This window comes from Lentzea pudingi (assembly GCF_014646255.1).
GTDB classification, from domain to species: Bacteria; Actinomycetota; Actinomycetes; order Mycobacteriales; family Pseudonocardiaceae; genus Lentzea; species Lentzea pudingi.
The window spans coordinates 116,798-134,054 of record NZ_BMNC01000004.1; the positions used below are offsets into that span (position 1 = coordinate 116,798).

The 17,257-nt window shown below is 71.8% G+C and carries 13 protein-coding genes and 1 riboswitch; of the genes, 5 read left to right on the top strand and 8 right to left on the bottom strand.

All coding sequences use genetic code 11. The annotated features are described in order from the left end of the window. Positions 1-2: 2 nt before the first annotated feature. Genes cbiE through IEY88_RS16035 form a run of 3 tightly spaced genes read left to right on the top strand, consistent with a single transcriptional unit; the run spans position 3 to position 2,559 of the window. Positions 3-1,124: a precorrin-6y C5,15-methyltransferase (decarboxylating) subunit CbiE gene (gene cbiE / locus IEY88_RS16025; protein ID WP_229693430.1), complete on the top strand. Its 1,122-nt coding sequence runs from the start codon at positions 3-5 to the stop codon at positions 1,122-1,124. Further along, the gene (gene cobM, locus IEY88_RS16030; protein WP_189155564.1) at positions 1,121-1,861 is read left to right on the top strand and encodes a precorrin-4 C(11)-methyltransferase; all 741 of its coding nucleotides are present in this window, start codon (positions 1,121-1,123) and stop codon (positions 1,859-1,861) included. The genes cbiE and cobM overlap by 4 nt, the downstream gene beginning before the upstream one ends. Beyond that, a complete protein-coding gene (locus IEY88_RS16035) occupies positions 1,858-2,559 on the top strand; it encodes a cobalt-precorrin-6A reductase (protein WP_189155565.1) in 702 nt (233 codons plus the stop codon). Before cobM ends, IEY88_RS16035 begins: the two co-directional genes overlap by 4 nt. Here the strand turns inward: IEY88_RS16035 and IEY88_RS16040 are convergent. Genes IEY88_RS16040 through IEY88_RS16050 form a run of 3 tightly spaced genes read right to left on the bottom strand, consistent with a single transcriptional unit; the run spans position 2,531 to position 5,651 of the window. Continuing rightward, positions 2,531-3,982, bottom strand: coding sequence for a precorrin-2 C(20)-methyltransferase (locus IEY88_RS16040; RefSeq protein WP_189155566.1), 1,452 nt, complete (start codon positions 3,980-3,982; stop codon positions 2,531-2,533). The two genes, IEY88_RS16035 and IEY88_RS16040, sit on opposite strands and share 29 nt — an antisense overlap. Then, on the bottom strand, positions 3,979-4,599 hold the full coding sequence (locus tag IEY88_RS16045; protein ID WP_189155567.1) for a precorrin-8X methylmutase: 621 nt from the start codon (positions 4,597-4,599) through the stop codon (positions 3,979-3,981). The genes IEY88_RS16040 and IEY88_RS16045 overlap by 4 nt, the downstream gene beginning before the upstream one ends. Then, positions 4,596-5,651 carry a ferredoxin-like domain-containing protein gene (locus IEY88_RS16050; RefSeq protein WP_189155568.1) on the bottom strand — a complete coding sequence of 352 codons (1,056 nt, stop codon included), beginning with the start codon at positions 5,649-5,651 and terminating at the stop codon, positions 4,596-4,598. Before IEY88_RS16050 ends, IEY88_RS16045 begins: the two co-directional genes overlap by 4 nt. Positions 5,652-5,659: 8 nt before the next feature. Then, a riboswitch (cobalamin riboswitch) is annotated at positions 5,660-5,794 on the top strand. 35 nt (positions 5,795-5,829) lie between these two features. Between IEY88_RS16050 and cobN the strand changes: the two genes are divergently transcribed. Then, entirely contained in the window at positions 5,830-9,396 is a 3,567-nt protein-coding gene (gene cobN, locus IEY88_RS16055; RefSeq protein WP_189155569.1) for a cobaltochelatase subunit CobN, read from the top strand. A gap of 37 nt (positions 9,397-9,433) precedes the next feature. Here the strand turns inward: cobN and IEY88_RS16060 are convergent, their stop codons facing one another. Both IEY88_RS16060 and IEY88_RS16065 read right to left on the bottom strand, forming a co-directional pair. Then, positions 9,434-9,949 (bottom strand): EF-hand domain-containing protein, encoded by a 516-nt coding sequence (locus IEY88_RS16060; RefSeq protein WP_189155570.1) that lies wholly within the window; start codon positions 9,947-9,949, stop codon positions 9,434-9,436. 56 nt (positions 9,950-10,005) lie between these two features. Beyond that, complete coding sequence (locus IEY88_RS16065) at positions 10,006-12,561, bottom strand: AAA family ATPase (protein WP_189155571.1); 2,556 nt, start codon at positions 12,559-12,561, stop codon at positions 10,006-10,008. A 281-nt stretch (positions 12,562-12,842) separates the two neighbouring features. Between IEY88_RS16065 and IEY88_RS16070 the strand changes: the two genes are divergently transcribed. Next, positions 12,843-15,323: a helix-turn-helix transcriptional regulator gene (locus IEY88_RS16070; protein WP_189155572.1), complete on the top strand. Its 2,481-nt coding sequence runs from the start codon at positions 12,843-12,845 to the stop codon at positions 15,321-15,323. On the opposite strand, the gene IEY88_RS16075 is transcribed toward IEY88_RS16070, so the two are convergent. Genes IEY88_RS16075 through IEY88_RS16085 form a run of 3 tightly spaced genes read right to left on the bottom strand, consistent with a single transcriptional unit; the run spans position 15,277 to position 17,208 of the window. Next, entirely contained in the window at positions 15,277-15,666 is a 390-nt protein-coding gene (locus tag IEY88_RS16075) for a LapA family protein (protein WP_189155573.1), read from the bottom strand. The genes IEY88_RS16070 and IEY88_RS16075 overlap by 47 nt on opposite strands. Positions 15,667-15,714: 48 nt before the next feature. Then, the gene (locus tag IEY88_RS16080; RefSeq protein WP_189155574.1) at positions 15,715-16,245 is read right to left on the bottom strand and encodes a DUF742 domain-containing protein; all 531 of its coding nucleotides are present in this window, start codon (positions 16,243-16,245) and stop codon (positions 15,715-15,717) included. A 39-nt stretch (positions 16,246-16,284) separates the two neighbouring features. Further along, positions 16,285-17,208, bottom strand: coding sequence for an anti-sigma factor RsbA family regulatory protein (locus IEY88_RS16085; protein WP_189155575.1), 924 nt, complete (start codon positions 17,206-17,208; stop codon positions 16,285-16,287). Positions 17,209-17,257: the final 49 nt, after the last annotated feature.

A 17,257-nucleotide genomic window follows, 5' to 3' on the forward strand; every position in this document is an offset into this window, starting at 1 on the left:
TCGTGGTCGTCGGCATCGGCGCCGACGGGTGGGACGGGCTTTCCCCCGCCGCCCAGCAGGCTGTTTCCCGGTCGCGTGTGCTGATGGGCTCGCGGCGGCAGCTCGACCTGGTGCCGGGGGAGTTCGAACGGGTCGCGTGGCCGTCGCCGCTGGTCCCGGCGCTGCCCGCGTTGTTCGAGGAGTACCGGGACGTGTGCGTGCTCGCCTCCGGCGACCCCATGTTCCACGGCATCGGCACCACTTTGGTGCGGCTGCTGGGCGACCGGGTGACGGTGATCCCGCACCCGTCGTCGGTGTCGCTCGCCTGCGCGCGCCTGGGCTGGGCGTTGAACGAGGTCGAGGTCGTGTCCCTGGTGGCACGGTCGGCCGACCTGCTACGCCCCGTGCTGACGCCGGGACGGCGCGTGCTCGTGCTCGGTGGCGATCCGGCGACCGTGGCGGCACTGGCCGGGCACATCACCGTGCTCGAACAGCTAGGTGGGCCCGCCGAGCGGGTTTACCCTTGGTCCGGGCAGGACTCGGACCCGCTGTGCGTGATCGCGGTCGAGTACACCGGGAGCGCGCTCTCACGGGTCCCCGGACTGCCCGATGACGCTTACGAATCCGATGGCCAGCTGACGAAGCGAGAGGTGCGGGCTATTTCGCTGTCGAGATTGGCGCCGCTGCCCGGGCAGCTGCTCTGGGACGTCGGGGCCGGGTCGGGTTCCATCGCGATCGAGTGGGCGCGCACGCATCCGACGTGCCGCGCGATCGCCGTCGAGCAGTCGGCCGAACGCGCAGAGCGAATCGCCGGTAACGCGGCGTCTCTGGGCGTGCCCGGGGTGGAGGTCCACATCGGACGGGCGCCGGACGCGTTGGAGGGGCTGGAGAAGCCCGACGCGGTCTTCATCGGCGGCGGCGTGACGGTGCCCGGAGTGCTGCAGGCTTGCTGGGACTCGCTCGCGGCGGGCGGTCGCCTGGTCGTCAACGCCGTGACGCTCGAGTCCGAGGCCGTGGTGGCGCAGTGGTACGAGCGGCTCGGCGGCGACCTGGTGCGGATCGCGGTGAACCGCGGTTCGCCGGTCGGCAAGTTCACCGCCTGGCGCCCGCACATGCCCGTGACGACGTGGAGCGTGACGAAGTGACCGTGCACTTCATCGGGGCAGGGCCCGGAGCGGCCGACCTGATCACGGTGCGGGGCCGCTCGCTGATCGAGTCGTCGCCGGTGTGCCTGTACGCGGGCGCGCTGGTGCCGGTGGAGCTGCTGGACTTCTGCCCCGCCGGCGCGCGCAAGGTCGACACCGCTGAGCTGACCCTGGACGAGATCGTCGCCGAGCTGGTCGCGGCGTCGGAGCAGGGCCTGGACGTGGCCCGGCTGCACTCCGGCGACCCGTCGGTGTTCAGCGCGATGGCCGAGCAGATGCGCCGGCTGGACGCGCTGGGGATCTCCTACGACGTGACGCCCGGGGTACCGGCGTTCGCGGCCGCCGCGGCGTCGTTGCAGCGCGAGCTGACGGTGCCGGGGGTCGGGCAGACGGTGATCCTCACGCGCACCTCGCAGCGCGCCACGCCGATGCCCGAGGGCGAGGACCTGGCCACGCTGGGCCGCAGCCACGCGACCCTGGTGCTGCACCTCGCCGTGCAGCGGATCGCGGACGTGGTGGCGGAGCTGGTGCCGAACTACGGGCTGGACTGCCCGGTCGCGGTCGTCGCCTACGCGTCCCGGGAGGACGAGGTCGTGCTGCGCGGGACGCTGGACGACATCGCCGCGCAGGTCGAGGCCGCCGGGATCAAGCGGACCGCGGTGATCATCGTCGGGCAGGTGCTGGGCGCGACGCAGTTCCCGGACAGCCACCTGTACTCGGCCACCCGCGTTCGATGATCCTCATCCTCGGGGGGACGGGGGAGGCCCGGGAGCTGGCGTCCCGCGTACCGGCCGTCTCCTCGCTGGCCGGCCGCGTGAGCAACCCCGCGCTGCCCGTCGGCGGGGTCCGGATCGGCGGGTTCGGGGGTGTCGACGGGCTCGCGCAGTGGTTGCGGGACAACGATGTCAGCGCCGTGGTCGACGCGACCCACCCGTTCGCGCGGCAGATCACCGCGAACGCCTTCGAGGCTTGTGAGCGGGTCGGCGTGCCGTTGCTCATCCTGAGGCGGCCCGGATTCGCTCCGCAGCCTGGCTGGCACTGGGTGGACAGCGTCGCCGACGCCGCGCGGGAACTGACGGGCGAGCGGGTCTTCCTGACGACCGGGCGGCAGGACCTGGCCGAGTTCGCCGCGTGCCCGCAGTGGTTTCTGGCGCGCATGGTCGAGCCGCCGGAACCGCCGATGCCGCAACGGATCGAGGTGCTGTTGTCGCGCGGTCCGTTCACTGTGGACGGTGAGCTGGAGCTGATGCGGTCGCGGGAGGTCGACGTGCTCGTCACCAAGGACAGCGGTGGCTCGATGACGTCGGCCAAGCTGGAGGCCGCGCGCCGGATCGGCGTGCCGGTCGTGATCGTGCGCCGGCCACCGCTCCCGCCCGCGGACGTGGTGGCCGACGTCGACGCCGCCGTCAGCTGGTTGGGTACCGCCGGGGTGTGAAGACGACGCCCTGGGGCGTCACGATCGTCTGCGACGAGCCGATGATCAGCAGGCAGCGCATGTCGATCGTGGCCGGGTCGAGGGTGCCGAGCGTGAGGACGCGGATCTCCTCCTCCGGGCCGCCCACGTCACGTCCGACGACGATCGGGGTCTCCGGCGCGCGGTGGCGGAGCAGCAGGTCGCGCATGTCCGCCACCTGGTGCGTGCGGGCCTTGGACGCCGGGTTGTAGATCGCGATCACCAGGTCGGCCTTCGCGGTCGCTTCGAGGCGTTCGGCGATGACGTCCCACGGCTTGAGCCGGTCGCTCAACGAGATCACCGCGTAGTCGTGGCCGAGCGGCGCGCCCGCCTTGGCCGCCACGGCGTTCGCGGCCGTGACGCCGGGGATGACGCGGACCGGCACGTCCGGCGACTCCGCCGCGACCTCCAGGACCGCGGTGGCCATCGCGAAGACGCCGGGGTCACCCGACGACACGACGGCGACCCGTGCGCCCTTGCGGGCGAGGTCCAGGGCGAAGGCGGCGCGTTCGGACTCGACCTGGTTGTGCGAGGAGTGCCGCTGCTGGCCGGGACGTGCCGGGACGCGGTTCAGGTAGGTGCTGTAGCCGACCAGTTCGTCGGCGGCTTCCAGTTCCTGGCGGGCCTCCGGGGTGAGCCAGTTCCGCGAGCCCGGACCGAGACCGACGACGACCACCTCGCCCTTGGGCTTCGCGGGCCTGGACCGGCTCGGCAGCACGGCGATCGAGAAGTACGGGACGGTCTCGGGGTCGACGTCGGCCAGCGGAGCCATCCGCTGCCGGCCGGTCGTGGCGCGCTCGACGTACCAGGCGCCGTCGAGCCTGCCGGACGCCTCGAGCGCGTCGCGGACGTTGCCGAAGGTGCGGCCCAGCTTGAGGATCGCGGCGCAGTCGGTGTCGGCGAGACGGGACGCGAGCTCGGCGGGCGGCAGTGTGCCGGGCAGGATCGTGAGGACCTCGTCGCGTTCCACGAGCGGGGTGCCGAGGACCGCCGACGCACCGCTCACGGACGTCACGCCGGGGACGACCTCCCACTCGTAGCGGTCTTTGAGGCGTTTGTGCATGTGCATGTAGGAGCCGTAGAAGAACGGGTCTCCCGCGGCCAGCACGACGACGTCGCGGCCCGCGTCGAGGTGCGCGGCCAGCTTGGCGGCGGCCTCCTCGTAGAAGGCGTCGATCTCGCCCTGGTAGTCGTCCGTGTCCTCGGTCGTGACCGGGTAGACGAGCTGTTCCACGATCTGGCCGTCGCGGAAGTACGGCGCGGCGATGGTCTTGGCGACCGACCTGCCGTGCCGGGCGCTGTGGAACGCCACCACGTCGGCCTCGCTGATCAGTCGCGCGGCCTTGACCGTCACGAGTTCCGGGTCGCCCGGACCCAGGCCGACGCCGTAGAGCTTGCCCGTCATTCCTCTTCGCTCGCAATCGCGTTGATAGCCGCCGCCGTCATGGCACTGCCGCCGCGCCGGCCGCGCACCACGAGGTGCTCCAGATCCGTCGCGGCCAAAGCTTCCTTGGACTCCGCCGCCCCGATGAACCCGACCGGGATGCCCAGGACCGCGGCGGGCCGGGGGGCTCCGGCGGCGATCAGGTCGAGGAGGTGGAACAGCGCCGTGGGGGCGTTGCCGATCGCGATCACCGCGCCGCCGAACCGGTCCGCGAGCAGCTCCAGGGCGGCGGCGCTGCGCGTGTTGCCGATCTCCTGCGCCAGGGCCGGCGTGCGCGGGTCCTGCAGGTAGCACAGGACTTCGTTGTCCTTGGGCAGGCGGCGGCGGGTCACGCCGGACGCGACCATGCTGGCGTCGCACAGGATCGGGGCACCGTCGCGCAGCGCCGCGCGGGCGTCCCGCACGACGTTCGGGGAGAACGCGACGTCGCTGGGCAGGTCGGTCATGCCGCACGCGTGGATCATGCGGACGACGACCTGCGAGACATCGGCGGGGAACCCGGTGAGGTCCGACTCCGCGCGAATGGTGGCGAAGGACTGGCGGTAGATCTCCGCCCCGTCCTTGATGTACTGCGTCAACGGATCTCCTCGTAGCCGTCGCCGGTCGCGACGAACTCGATCACTTCGCCCGCGGGCCGGCCGCACCGGCGGGCACAACCCGACCAGTGCACCGCGCCCGGACTGTCGGACCTGCTCCCTAGAATTGAAATTGGGGGTACCCGGCCCGGTACGTGTGTGTGGTGAGACCCCACGAGCCACGCGCGCACATCGGCTCGTACGTCGGAGAGCGACTTCGCGCAGCCGGGGCGGCCGGTGCAGGCGCTGACACCGTGCCACGGCGAGTCCGGGTCGGTGATGAGGCCGGACGTGTCGGTGCCGGCGGGCACGACCAGGCTGCGCCACGGGGTGAGGCGCAGGGCGACGCCGGGGAGCTGCTCCGCGTCGAGGCGGCCGAGCGGTACTCCCGGGGTCAACGGTGAAGGTGCGACAGGAGTCACAGCCGGGGTGATGCGCGGGGCGTCCGAGGTGCCGAAGTGCGCGGTGATCTTTCGCACACCGTCGTCCACTTCGGACAGGCGCCAGGCGGAGCCGCGCAGCTGCTGGAAGAGGCGGGCCGCGGTGACCACCGCGTCGACGGGATCGGTGACGCGGACGCCCGTGTCGGTCCCGGCCAGGAGGAGGGCCCACGTCGACGCACCGGTCCTGACCAGCCCGAAGTCGCCGCCCAGGCCGCTCACCGCGTGTCCCACCGTCAGCAGGAACCTGCCCGGCAGCGAGGCCAGGGAGGGGTCCGCGCACAGGGCCGCGTCGATCTCGTCGACCAGGCCCTGGTCGTCCTCTAGCGGCGCCGCGATGATGTTGCGGATCCGCTCGTGCGAGGCCGACGGCAGCAGGCCCGCCGCGGCCAGGCGCGCGCCCAGTTCCACGCCGTCCGCGAGGCCTCTGATCTGGAGGTTCGCGCGCGAGGTCAGTTCCACTGAACCGTTCCCGAGCTCTGCCGCCGCGGTGCGCACGACGTCCCACTGAGCAGCGGGAAGAGTGCCGCCCGGCACCCGGATGCGCGCCAGCCCGCCGTCGGCCGCGGCATGCAGCTCGACGGCGCCGGGGCAGGCGTCCGGGTGACTACGCATAGGTCGGACTGTAACCCGCCGGTTAGGGTGAGCCCGAACGACGAAGCGCAGGAGGAAGCCGGTGCGAATCCGGCGCGGTCCCGCCACTGTGACCAGCGAACACCGCTGGGAGTCAGGAACTCTGCTTCGCCAGTCACCCGCAACCTGGGGCGCGGACCCCACGAGGGATGGAGCCTGCGTGATCCTTCTGCTGTCGACCTCCGACACCGACCTGCTGTCGGCGCGTGCGAGCGGTGCCGAGTACCGGCTCGGCAACCCCGCGCGACTCACGACCGACGACCTGCCCGCGCTCGTCGAGGGCGTGGACCTGGTCCTCGTGCGCATCCTCGGCGGCCGCCGGATGTGGGAGGAGGGCCTCGACTGGCTGCTGGCCAGCGGACTGCCCGTGGTGGTGCTCGGCGGTGAGATGCAGCCCGACGCGGCGCTGATGGAGCTGTCGACGGTGCCCGGTGGTGTGTGTGCCGAGGCGCACCTCTACCTCGCGCACGGCGGCCCGGCGAACCTCACCGAGCTGCACAAGTTCCTCTCCGACACCGTGCTGTTGACCGGCCACGGCTTCGAGGCCCCCACCGCCACCCCCACGTGGGGTGTGCTGGAGCGCGAGGCCTCGCAGGCCGAGGGGCCGACGGTCGCGGTGCTCTACTACCGCGCGCACCACGTCGCCGGGAACACGGCGTTCATCCACGCGCTGTGCGACGCGATCGAGGCCAAGGGCGGCAAGGCCCTGCCGGTCTTCTGCTCCTCGCTGCGCACCGCCGAGCCCGAGCTGCTCGACACGCTGCGGCAGGCCGACGCGCTCGTCGTGACGGTGCTCGCGGCCGGTGGCACGAACCCCGCGAAGGCCTCCGCCGGTGGCGACGACGACGCGTGGGACGTCGGTGCGCTGGCCGCCCTCGACGTGCCGATCCTGCAGGGCTTGTGCCTCACGTCGAGCCGCGAGACCTGGGACTCCAACGACGACGGACTGTCTCCTCTGGACACCGCGACCCAGGTCGCGATCCCCGAGTTCGACGGCCGGATCATCACGGTCCCGTTCTCCTTCAAGGAGATCGACTCCGACGGCCTCACGATCTACGTGGCCGACCCGGAACGGGCGCTGCGCGTCGCGGGCATCGCCGTGCGGCACGGGCGGCTCAGGCACATCCCGGTCGCCGAGCGCAAGATCGTCGTGATGCTGTCGGCGTACCCGACCAAGCACTCGCGCATCGGCAACGCGGTCGGGCTCGACACGCCCGCGTCGACCGTCCGGTTGCTCAAGGCCATGCAGGAGCACGGTTACGACATCGGCACCGACCTGCCCGGCGTCGACGAGCTCGACGGCGACAAGCTGATCCACGCGCTGATCGCCGCCGGCGGCCAGGACGCCGACTGGCTCACGCAGGAGCAGTTCGAAAGCAACCCGATCCGCATCGCCGCGGCCGACTACCGCGAGTTCTACGAGACGCTGCCCGACGACTTCCGCGAGTCGATGCGGGAGCACTGGGGCGAGGCGCCAGGCACGCTCTTCGTCGACCACTCGAAGTCGAAGGACGGCGAGATCGTGCTGGCCGCGCTGCGGTCCGGCAACGTCGCGGTGATCGTCCAGCCGCCGCGTGGCTTCGGCGAGAACCCGATCGCGATCTACCACGACCCGGACCTGCCGCCGTCGCACCACTACCTCGCGGCCTACCGGTGGGTGGAGTCGAACTTCGGCGCGGACGCCGTGGTGCACGTCGGCAAGCACGGCAACCTGGAGTGGTTGCCCGGCAAGACCGTCGGCATGTCGGCGTCCTGCGGCACGGACGCGGCGCTCGGTGACCTGCCGCTGATCTACCCGTTCCTCGTCAACGACCCCGGTGAGGGCACGCAGGCCAAGCGCCGCGCGCACGCCACGCTGGTCGACCACCTCGTGCCGCCGATGGCCCGCGCCGACAGCTACGGCGACATCGCGCGCCTGGAGCAGTTGCTGGACGAGTACGGGAACATCTCCGCGATGGACCCGGCCAAGGTGCCGGCGATCCGCGCGCAGATCTGGACGCTGATCAAGGCCGCGAAGCTCGACCACGACCTGGGACTGGACGACCGGCCGCACGACGCGGAGTTCGACGAGTTCATCCTGCACGTCGACGGCTGGCTGTGCGAGGTCAAGGACGTCCAGATCCGCGACGGCCTGCACATCCTGGGTGAGGCGCCGACCGGGAGCGTGAGGGTCAACCTCGTGCTCGCGATGCTGCAGGCGCGGCAGATGTGGGGCGGTCAGGTCGCCGCGCTGCCCGGTCTGCGCGAGGCCCTCGGGCTCGTCGGCACGGCCCGTGAAGACGTTGACGCTGTTGAAGAACAGGCTCGTGCGCTCGTCCAGGCGATGGAGGACGCGGGCTGGGACCGTGCCGCCGCAGCGGGTCTGCACGAGTCCGTGGACGTGCAGAAGATCCTGGAGTTCGCCGCCGTCGAGGTCGTGCCCAGGCTCGCGCGCACCACGGACGAGATGACGAACGTCCTGCACGCCTTGGACGGCGGGTACATCCCGGCCGGCCCGTCGGGTTCCCCGTTGCGCGGCCTGGTGAACGTGCTGCCGACCGGCCGCAACTTCTACTCGGTCGACCCGAAGGCCATCCCGTCGCGGCTCGCGTGGGAGACCGGCCAGGCGATGGCCGACTCGCTGCTCGAGCGGTACCGCGCCGAGAACGACGGCGAGTGGCCGCCCTCGGTCGGCCTGTCGGTCTGGGGCACGTCCGCGATGCGCACCTCCGGCGACGACATCGCCGAGGTGTTCTCACTGCTCGGCGTGCGGCCGGTGTGGGACGACCAGTCGCGCCGCGTCACCGGCCTCGAAGTGGTTCCCCTGCAGGAACTGGACCGGCCGCGCATCGACGTCACGGTCCGCATCTCCGGCTTCTTCCGCGACGCCTTCCCGCACGTCGTGTCCATGTTGGACGATGCCGTGCAGCTGGTGGCGGCGCTGGACGAGCCCGCGGAGCAGAACTTCGTGCGCGCGCACATGCTGCGCGATCTCGAAGAGCACGGCGACCAGCGCCGGGCCACGTTGCGCGTCTTCGGTTCCAAGCCGGGCGCGTACGGCGCCGGTGTGCTGCCGCTGATCGACAGCCGCAACTGGCGCGACTCGTCCGACATCGCCGAGGTGTACGCGGTGTGGGGCGGGTACGCGTACGGCCGCGGCGTCGACGGTGTGGCGGCACGCGCGGACATGGAGTCGGCGTACCGGCGGATCGCGGTGGCGGCCAAGAACATCGACACCCGCGAGCACGACATCGCCGACTCGGACGACTACTTCCAGTACCACGGCGGCATGGTCACGATGGTGAAGGCGTTGACGGGCAAGGCGCCCGCCGCGTACGTCGGGGACAGCACGCGCCCGGAGGCGGTTCGCACGCGGACGCTGACCGAGGAGACCTCGCGGATCTTCCGCGCCCGCGTGGTGAACCCGCGCTGGATCGGGGCGATGCGCAACCACGGGTACAAGGGCGCGTTCGAGCTGCAGGCGACGGTCGAGTACCTGTTCGGCTACGACGCCACGACCGGCGTCGTCGCGGACTGGATGTACGAGAAGCTGACCGAGAGCTACGTGCTCGACCCGGAGACCCGCAAGTTCCTGCAGACGTCGAACCCGTGGGCGTTGCACGGCATCGCCGAGCGCCTGCTGGAGGCGGCCGAGCGCAAGATGTGGGAGCACCCGGAGGAGTCCACTTTGGACGCCCTGCGCGCGGCCTACCTGGAGACCGAGGGCGACCTGGAGGACGGCGCCTGATCGAGCAGGCCACGGCAGCGGCGGGGCGGGATCCCGTTCACGCCGCCTGGACGGGGCCGAAGACGTAGGAGCCGGCGGCGTCCGGGTTGTCGCCGGCCCAGAACTCGGCCCACAGCGTCGTGAACTCGGTGCGCGACAACCTGCCGTCGCCGTCGAGGTCGAGCCTGGCGAAGTCGGTCGCCTCCACGTGACCGAGCCAGGCCTCGATCATCATCCGGTACTCCGCCTCGGAGACGTAGTCGTCGCTGTCGGAGTCCACGGCACCGAACATCGCGTCCGCCGTCCCCAGCACCGGTTCGATGTTGTCGGGCAGCACGTCCACGACGTTCAGGACGTCCTGCAGCGTCACCTGGTCCGCGCCTCCCGCGGCCGACTGCAGGGTGGTCCACCAGCCCAGCATCACCTTCGTCAGCAACTCCTCGTCGCTGCCGCGCAACGCCGCCCAGCGCTGGGCGAGCAGCTCGAAGTCCTCCTTGTTCAGCCGTCCGTTGCCGTCGGAGTCCATCGCGCCGAAGACCAGGTCCACCTTGCTCCGCTGAAATTCGCTCGCCATGAGCAGGACGATAGGGCCGAAAGTCGCAACGCAACTATCGGCCGAACGGGTCCGGACTAGTCCACGAACAGAGCATCGGCCAGATGCAAACGGCCCGACACACCCAGCTTTCGGTAGATGCCCGAGAGCACGCCTTCCACGCCTTCAGCGGGCATGAGCAGCGTGGACGCGATCTCGTCGTCGGAACGGCCGCGTGCCGCCAGTTCCGCCACCTGGTGCTCCGTCGGGGTGAGTGCCGTCGGCCCGGTCTGCCGCATCCGCCGAGGTCCGGAGCTCGTCGCCACCAGTTCGGAGTAGGCCCGCGCCGCCATCGCCGTGGATCCGCACTTCTGTGCGAGGTCGACGGCGTCACGCAAGTAGGTGCGCGCGGACGCCGTGTCACCCTGACGCCGCAGCACCACGCCGAGGTCCACCAACGCGCGCGCCAGTTCCAGGCGGCCGGGGGAGGCGCGCAGCACCCGCACGGCCTCCTCCAGCAACGTCCGCCCGGCCGCGCCCGCGGTCACCCGGCCCTCCGCGCGCAACGCCATGCCCAACGCCCTGGGCGCGCCCCAGACCCGTGCGAGCGCGACCTCCTCCTGGGCGAGTTCGCGGGCCCGTTCGCCGTCGCCCATCGCCGCGCAGGCCAGTGCCGCGCCGGAACGCCACGACAGCGCCGCGGGATTGCGGTACGGCCACGCGGCGCAGTGCCGTCCGGCGGCCAGGAACGCTTCCAGCGCCTCGTGATCGTCGCCTCGCGCCGTCAGTACGCGGCCGCGCACGGTCAGCACGCCGCCGAACGACCACGTGCGCCGCGCCTCGTCCGTCGAGGCATCGGCGATCACCGCGGCGGCCTCGTCCAGGCGGCCCTCCTCGAGGAGGATGTCGGCGAGCAGCGCGGCGTGCCAGGTGGAGACGGCGTGCCAGCGCCGGTCCTGCCGCAGGTGGTCGGACGCCACCGCGAGATCGGCGCGGGCGGAGGCGAGATCTCCCTTGCGGCGCTGGACGTTCGCGCGCATCACGTTCGTCAGCGCGCGCAACGCCGGGGCCTGGGCGCGGTCGACCTCGTCCAGCACGGCCAGCGCCTCGTCCAGGGAGTCGGCGAGGTTCAGCGTCATCGCGGACGTCAGGGCGGCGAGCACACCACCCCCTGGTGAGACGAGACGTCTCGTCTCATCGGCGCTGATGTCGCCGACCATCACGCGGTGCAGCACGCCGGCGGGGGTGTCGAGCGAGACCGACGTGGGGACGGCCTCCTGCCACACCAGTCCGTGCACGGCGAGATGTGCCCGCGCCGTCGGTGAGCCGCCCAGCACCGCGGGGATCTCGGCCGGGGCGCCCTCGGCGTGCAGGGCGTAGGACAACGCGATCGCGGACTCCGCGTCGTCCACATCGGACTGCAGTGCCTCGCGCAACCGGGCGGTCGCGCCGGGCAGGTTGCCGACCAGCTCGGCGATTCCCAGCAGTCGCAGGGCCCGGGACGGGTTCGCCACCGGTTCGCGCAGCGCCCGCCACAGCAGCCGTGCCGCGCCGGCCGTGTCACCGTGGTTGACCGCCTCCTGCGCGGCCCGGTCGAGCACCTCTCCGGCCCACGGTTCCAGGCCGGGCGACGTCTCCAGCAGGTGGTCCGCGACCGCCCGGTCCGAAGCGCCGTGCGTCCGCAACGCCTGCGCGGCCCGCAGGTGCAGCGCCGCCCGTGCCGGTGCGGGCATGTCGTCGAGCACCGCGGGCCCTGCCACGCCGAGGAGTTCGACGGTGCGCAGGGCCTCGGCGAGCTCCACCGGGCTCAGCCGCGTCAGTTCAGCCAGCACACCGGGATGGGGTGAAGGGCCCAGCGCCGCCAGGCAGTGCGCGGTCGTCACGACGGACGCGGGGCGGCGGCGCAGCCGGGCCGCCATGATCTCGCCGGACACCTCCGCGCCGCGCTGGGTCACCCGCCACGCGGCCTCGGCGGTCGGCGGGACCTCGTCCTCCGCCAGCGCCTTGACCAGTCGCGTCACCGCGAGCGGGTTGCCGCCCGTCGCGTCGAAGCAGGCGGCTGCGAACTCGGGCGCGGCCTCGCCGAGCGCCGCCGAGACGAGACGTCCCGTCTCGGCGGGGGTGAGGTGGTCCAGCGCGACCCGCCGGCACGCGGCCGCGATCTCGCCGAACGACGGGTCGTCGCACCGTTCGCCCGCGCCCACGGTCAGGACGAGCGCGATCGGCAGCCGCCGCACCCGCAACGCCAGGTAGGCGAGCCAGCGCAGGGAAGCGGCGTCGGCCCAGTGCGCGTCGTCCACGAGGACCAGCAGATCGGCCCGCGCGGCCAGGGCGGCGGTCAGCCGGTACACGCCGTGCAGCACCGGGAAATCGGCGGCCACGGCGGTGAGCTGCAGCGCTCCGACCGCCTCCACGGGCACGAGAGCGGAGTCGACCAGGTCGAACAGCTGAGCCACGATCCCGAAGGGGAGGTCGCTTTCCAGCGCACTCGCCCGTGCTCGCACCACCTGCCGGCCGGACGCCTCCCAGCGCGCGGCGAGGTCGTCGAGGGCCGCCGTCTTGCCCGTGCCGGGCGCGCCTTCCACCACCGTGGTCGTGCCCGGCACCGCCTGATCGCCGATTCCGGCGCACCACACTTTCGGCCGGTTTTCCAAGATCTCTCCACAATCCGCCGCTGAAAGCTCAGCGGAATTGATGCTAGGAGAAAGCGCTCCGCTTGCCCAGGTAAAGGTTCCCACGCTATGAGGCGTCTCAACAGGAGTACGGCCCGTATGATCCCGCGGGCTACTACTCGAATGGGTAGCGGCGGCCTGGCGGCTGCTTGTCAAGGTCATCCCGACGGCGCAGGGGTCGCCGCTCGGGTCTGGTCCTGGTACGGGTCGTTGTGGTATTGCGGCGCTTGTTCTCCGCCGCCGCGGAGCGAAAGGAAGAATGCGTGTCGGGGAATCGGGACGGGATGTTCCGCGGCCGTGAGGAGGAACGGGGGCTCCTGAACGGCGTGCTGGACGCGGGCGCCGGTGTGGTCCTGGTCGACGGCGCCGCGGGCACCGGGAAGACGCGGCTGCTGGCCGAGGCCGCCGCCGTCGCCGCCGGCAGGGGCTTCGAGGTCGTGACCGCGCGGGACGAGCTCGACCAGCCGTTCCTGTTGGCCCGCCTGGCAGAACGCCGTCCGGACGGCCCGTTGCTGGTCGTGCTGGACGATCTCCACCTGGCCGGGCCGGCCACCCTGGCCGCCCTGGGCGCGCTGTTACCCGCCTCCGCGTCCGACGCGGTGGTGTGGCTGCTCGCCCGCCGCCGCGGCGAGGGCGCCGACCGGCTGTTCTCCGCTGCCGCGCGGCGCGGTGCCACCAGGATCGAGCTGCGGCCGTTGCCGGACGGCGTGGTGACCGAGCCCGTCGCCGACCTGAAAGCGCTTGCCGGCACGGCACAGGGGTTGCTGCTCGACCGCGTCAGCGCGTTGAGCGGTAACGCAAGGCACCTCCTGCAGGTCGCCGCCGTGCTCGGGCCGCGCTTCGAACCCGGTGACGTCGCGGAGATGCTGGCGTCGAGCATCGCGGTCCTGTTGCCCGCCCTGGACGAGGTCGTCGCCGCGGGTGTCGTGGCGGCCCAGGACGACGGCCTGGCGTTCCGGCACGACCTGCTCTGGCGCCTGGTCGCCGACTCGGTGCCCCCGCCCGTGCGGCGCGCGCTGCACCGCGAGGCCGGCGAGATGCTGCTGCGCCGCGGGGACAGTGCCGTCGTCGCCGCGAAACACCTGCTGCACGGCGCCCAGCGCGGCGACGCCCGGTCGGTCGACGGACTCGTCACGGCCGCGAAAGCCCTGCTGTGGAACGCTCCCGAGGCCTCCGCCGAGCTCGCGGTGCGCGCGCTCGAACTGACCGACCAAGCGTCTGCTTCGCTGGTCCACCGCACGGTGATGGCGGTGAGAGCGCTCACCGCGGCCGGTCGGCTCACCACCGCGCACGCACTGGCGCAGGAGGCGTTGTCCCGTCAGGTCTCCCCGGAACCCGCCGCGAAACTCCGGCACTGCGTCGCCACGACGACGTTGCTCGGCGCCCGGCACGCGGAGTCGCTGGAGATCTCCGAGGCGTTGCTGCGCGACCCCGACCTGGCACCGGAACTCACGCCCTGGGTGGAGATCACCCGGCTGATGGCCTTGCTGGGCCACGACCGGGAGCGCGCGCGGGAGCTGGCCGAGGCCGTCGTGCGCACCCGCCAGGGAGCACCGGACGACGTGCTGGCAACGGCTTTGGCCGTGCTGGCCGCGATCGCGCGCGACACCGGCAGGCCCGGTGCCGCGCTGGAACTGGCCCGCGAGGCCGCGCGGGCCGGCACCTCGCACGACCTCAGCGCGTACCCGCGGCTGCTGTTCGCGACCCTGCTCGCGGGACTGCGCGAGTTCGCCGACGCCGCCGCCGTGGTGCGGCGGGTCCGGGGCGGGCCGTCCGCGGTGGTCACCGGGGAGGTCATGACCGCGGTCGTGCAGGCCCGGATCCTGTTGCAGGCGGGGCGGATCGAGGAGGCCGCCGCCGAGGCGCGCGCCGCGCTGACCGTGGCGGAGGAGACCGGGCACGACGCGGTGGTCGCGCCGGCGCTGGCGGTGCTGGCGATGGTCGCGATCCACACCGGCGACCTGCCCGCCGCGATCGAGCACGTCGGACGCTGCCGCGACGACGTCCCGGCCGACCGGATCATCTTCTCCCGCGCCTACTACCAGTGGGCCGACGTGCTCGTGACCTACGTCGGCTCCGGGCTCGAGAAGGCGATGACGCTGCTCACCGACTACCCGGACCTGGTCTCGTCGGGCCTCTTCGCGGAGGAACCCCGTGCCGCCGGGTGGTTCGTGCGGCGGGCACTGGAAGCGGGGGACGACGGGCTGGCCAAGGCCGTCGTGGACCGCGCGGAACGGCTGGCCGAGGAACATCCCGGCTTCCCGGCGGTCGCGGCGGCCGCGGTGCACGCGCGCGGCCTGCTCGACGCCGACGCGCGACTGCTGGAGCTGGCCGCCCGCGACCACCGCGACCTGTGGGCGCGGGCCAACGCGGCCGAGGACCTCGGCGTGCTGCTGGCCGGGTCACCGGACCGCGCGGAGTCGGTGAAGGCGCTGGAGAGCGCGCTCGGGCTCTACCGCGAGATCGGCGCGTCCCGCGACAGCGCGCGGGTGCTGGGCCGGTTGCGCAAGCTCGGCCGACGACGCCGTGCCGCTCCGGCGCGTCCTGAGTCCGGATGGTCCAGCCTGGACGACACCGAACGGGCCATCGCCAACCTGGTGGCCAAGGGTCAGACGAACCGGCAGATCTCGACGCAGCTGTTCATGTCGCCGCACACGGTGAACTTCCACCTGCGCAAGATCTTCCGCAAGCTCGCGATCAGCTCACGCGTCGAGCTGGTGATGAGGTCGCGGGACGATCGGTGATCCGCTTGGCCTGACGCCGCAGCTGCAGGATGCGGGCCGCGCCGACGACCGCGACCAGCAGCGCGCCGCCGATCGCGCCGAACAGCAGCGCCACGCCCAGGGGAAGGCTGAACTCGCCCCACAGGAAGTGGATCGTGGCGTTGCCGCCGTTCTGCAGGATGAAGATCAGCAGGAAGATCAGCACGATTATCGCCACCAGCACGGCGATCCAGGTGCCGCTGATCCGCGTGGGCCGCAGCTTCTTCGGTGCGGCCACCGGGGCAGGGGGTGGAACAGCCGGCGGAGCGGTCGGGATCGGTTCCGTGACCGGCGTCTTCGGAGTCTCGTCGCTGGATGTCGCCACGGGAGAATTATCGGCGACCAGGCGTGATCTCGCGCGCTGGCGAACGGGTTACAACCTGCGCAACCCGGACAGCACGCGTTCGAGCAGAGCCACGTTCGGCTTGTCGGCCGGTTCGTGCACGGCGACCAGGTTCAGTGTGATCAGGTCGCTCAGCAGCACCCGCGTGACGCCGAGCGGGATCTTCATGAGCGCCGAGATCTCGGCGACCGACCGCGGCTGCAGGCACAGCCGCATCATCGCCGCCTGGTCGTTCGTCGCGCGGTGGAGCTTGTCCTCGTCGGTGGAGAGCAGCGTTTCGAGGCGCAGGTCGTGGCGGGCCGTCGTGCGGCCGCCGGTGCGGGCGTAGGGACGGATGAGCGAGCTGTCCCTGGCGGGGGTCTGGGGCTGTTCCTCTTCTTGCACAGGCCACTCCGGTAGCGGTTCCGGTGGGCGTTGGCGCAACGGTTGCTGACGGGGCAGTTGTTGCGTCTCCGCGCCGTTGAAGACTCCACTTCCTTCGGTGCGCAGTCGTCCACGGGTCGCCGGAGACCCGAATCGAGCCCCCGTGTAACCGATTTCCGTCGCTTCCTCGTCGTGCACGTGCTCAAGCTATAACGAAGTCGCCCGAATGTGAGTGGATCACGTTGCCTTTTTGTCAGTCAGATCGAATCTGACTTGGATTGCGGTGCCGTTTGACGTCGTTTGGGTGCGCACGAGGTCCGCCAAACGGTTGACAAGCAACAGACCGCGACCGCCTGGTTCGTTTGCGTGAACAGGGGTGCGGCCAGCCAGAACATCGGTGATGTGCCCGTTGTCGTTGACTTGGCAAACAATACTTCTGCTTTCCGCCCAGACGCGGACCGTGCTCTCGCCGCCGCCGTGCCGCACGCTGTTCGTCGCGAGCTCGGTGACCGCGAGCGCGAAGTCGTCGACGCGGTCCCTGTCCAGTCCGAGCTGGACGGCCTGCTCGCGCGCGAACGCCCGCACCGCCGCCATCGCCCCCGCGCCGGCGGACGTGCTCGCCGCGCCGGACGGGATGGCCAGCGGCAGCGAGTGGGTCGCGACGACCACCCGCGCGGGGTGGAAGTGGTCACTGGGCCGGTGGCCGTTCGCGTCGATCACGACCGGATGGGTCTTCTCGGCGTCGGCCAGGATGTCATGCCCGAGAGTGGCGGTGTCGTAGGGGCACAGGATGCTCAGATCACGACCGCTGAACGCGTAGTTGACCAGCGCCTCGTGCAGCGCGCACGCCGGGTACTCGACGTCGGTGCGCAGATCCCACACCGGCTCGCTGATGATGCGGACGGCCCCGCGGTGCCGGTCGGCGAACGCGCGGAGATCGGGGATGATCCGGCCGGGGTTGCGGCCGGTGTCCTCCATGTCGACGAACGTCACGAGGTGGGCGAACCCGCTGAGAGCCTCCTGGAGCAACCGCAGGTTCCTGCGCGGCACCGCGACGGCGACCGGCTCGGCGCTCGCGAGGCCCTCCACGACGAACGGGACTGTTCCGTCGATGTAGGAGTCCTCGTCCGAGTAGAAGAGCGCCGGATGTGCGAACGTCATGTGCCACCTCTCGTCAACATCCCAGGATGCTCACCCGGAGCGTTGTTCA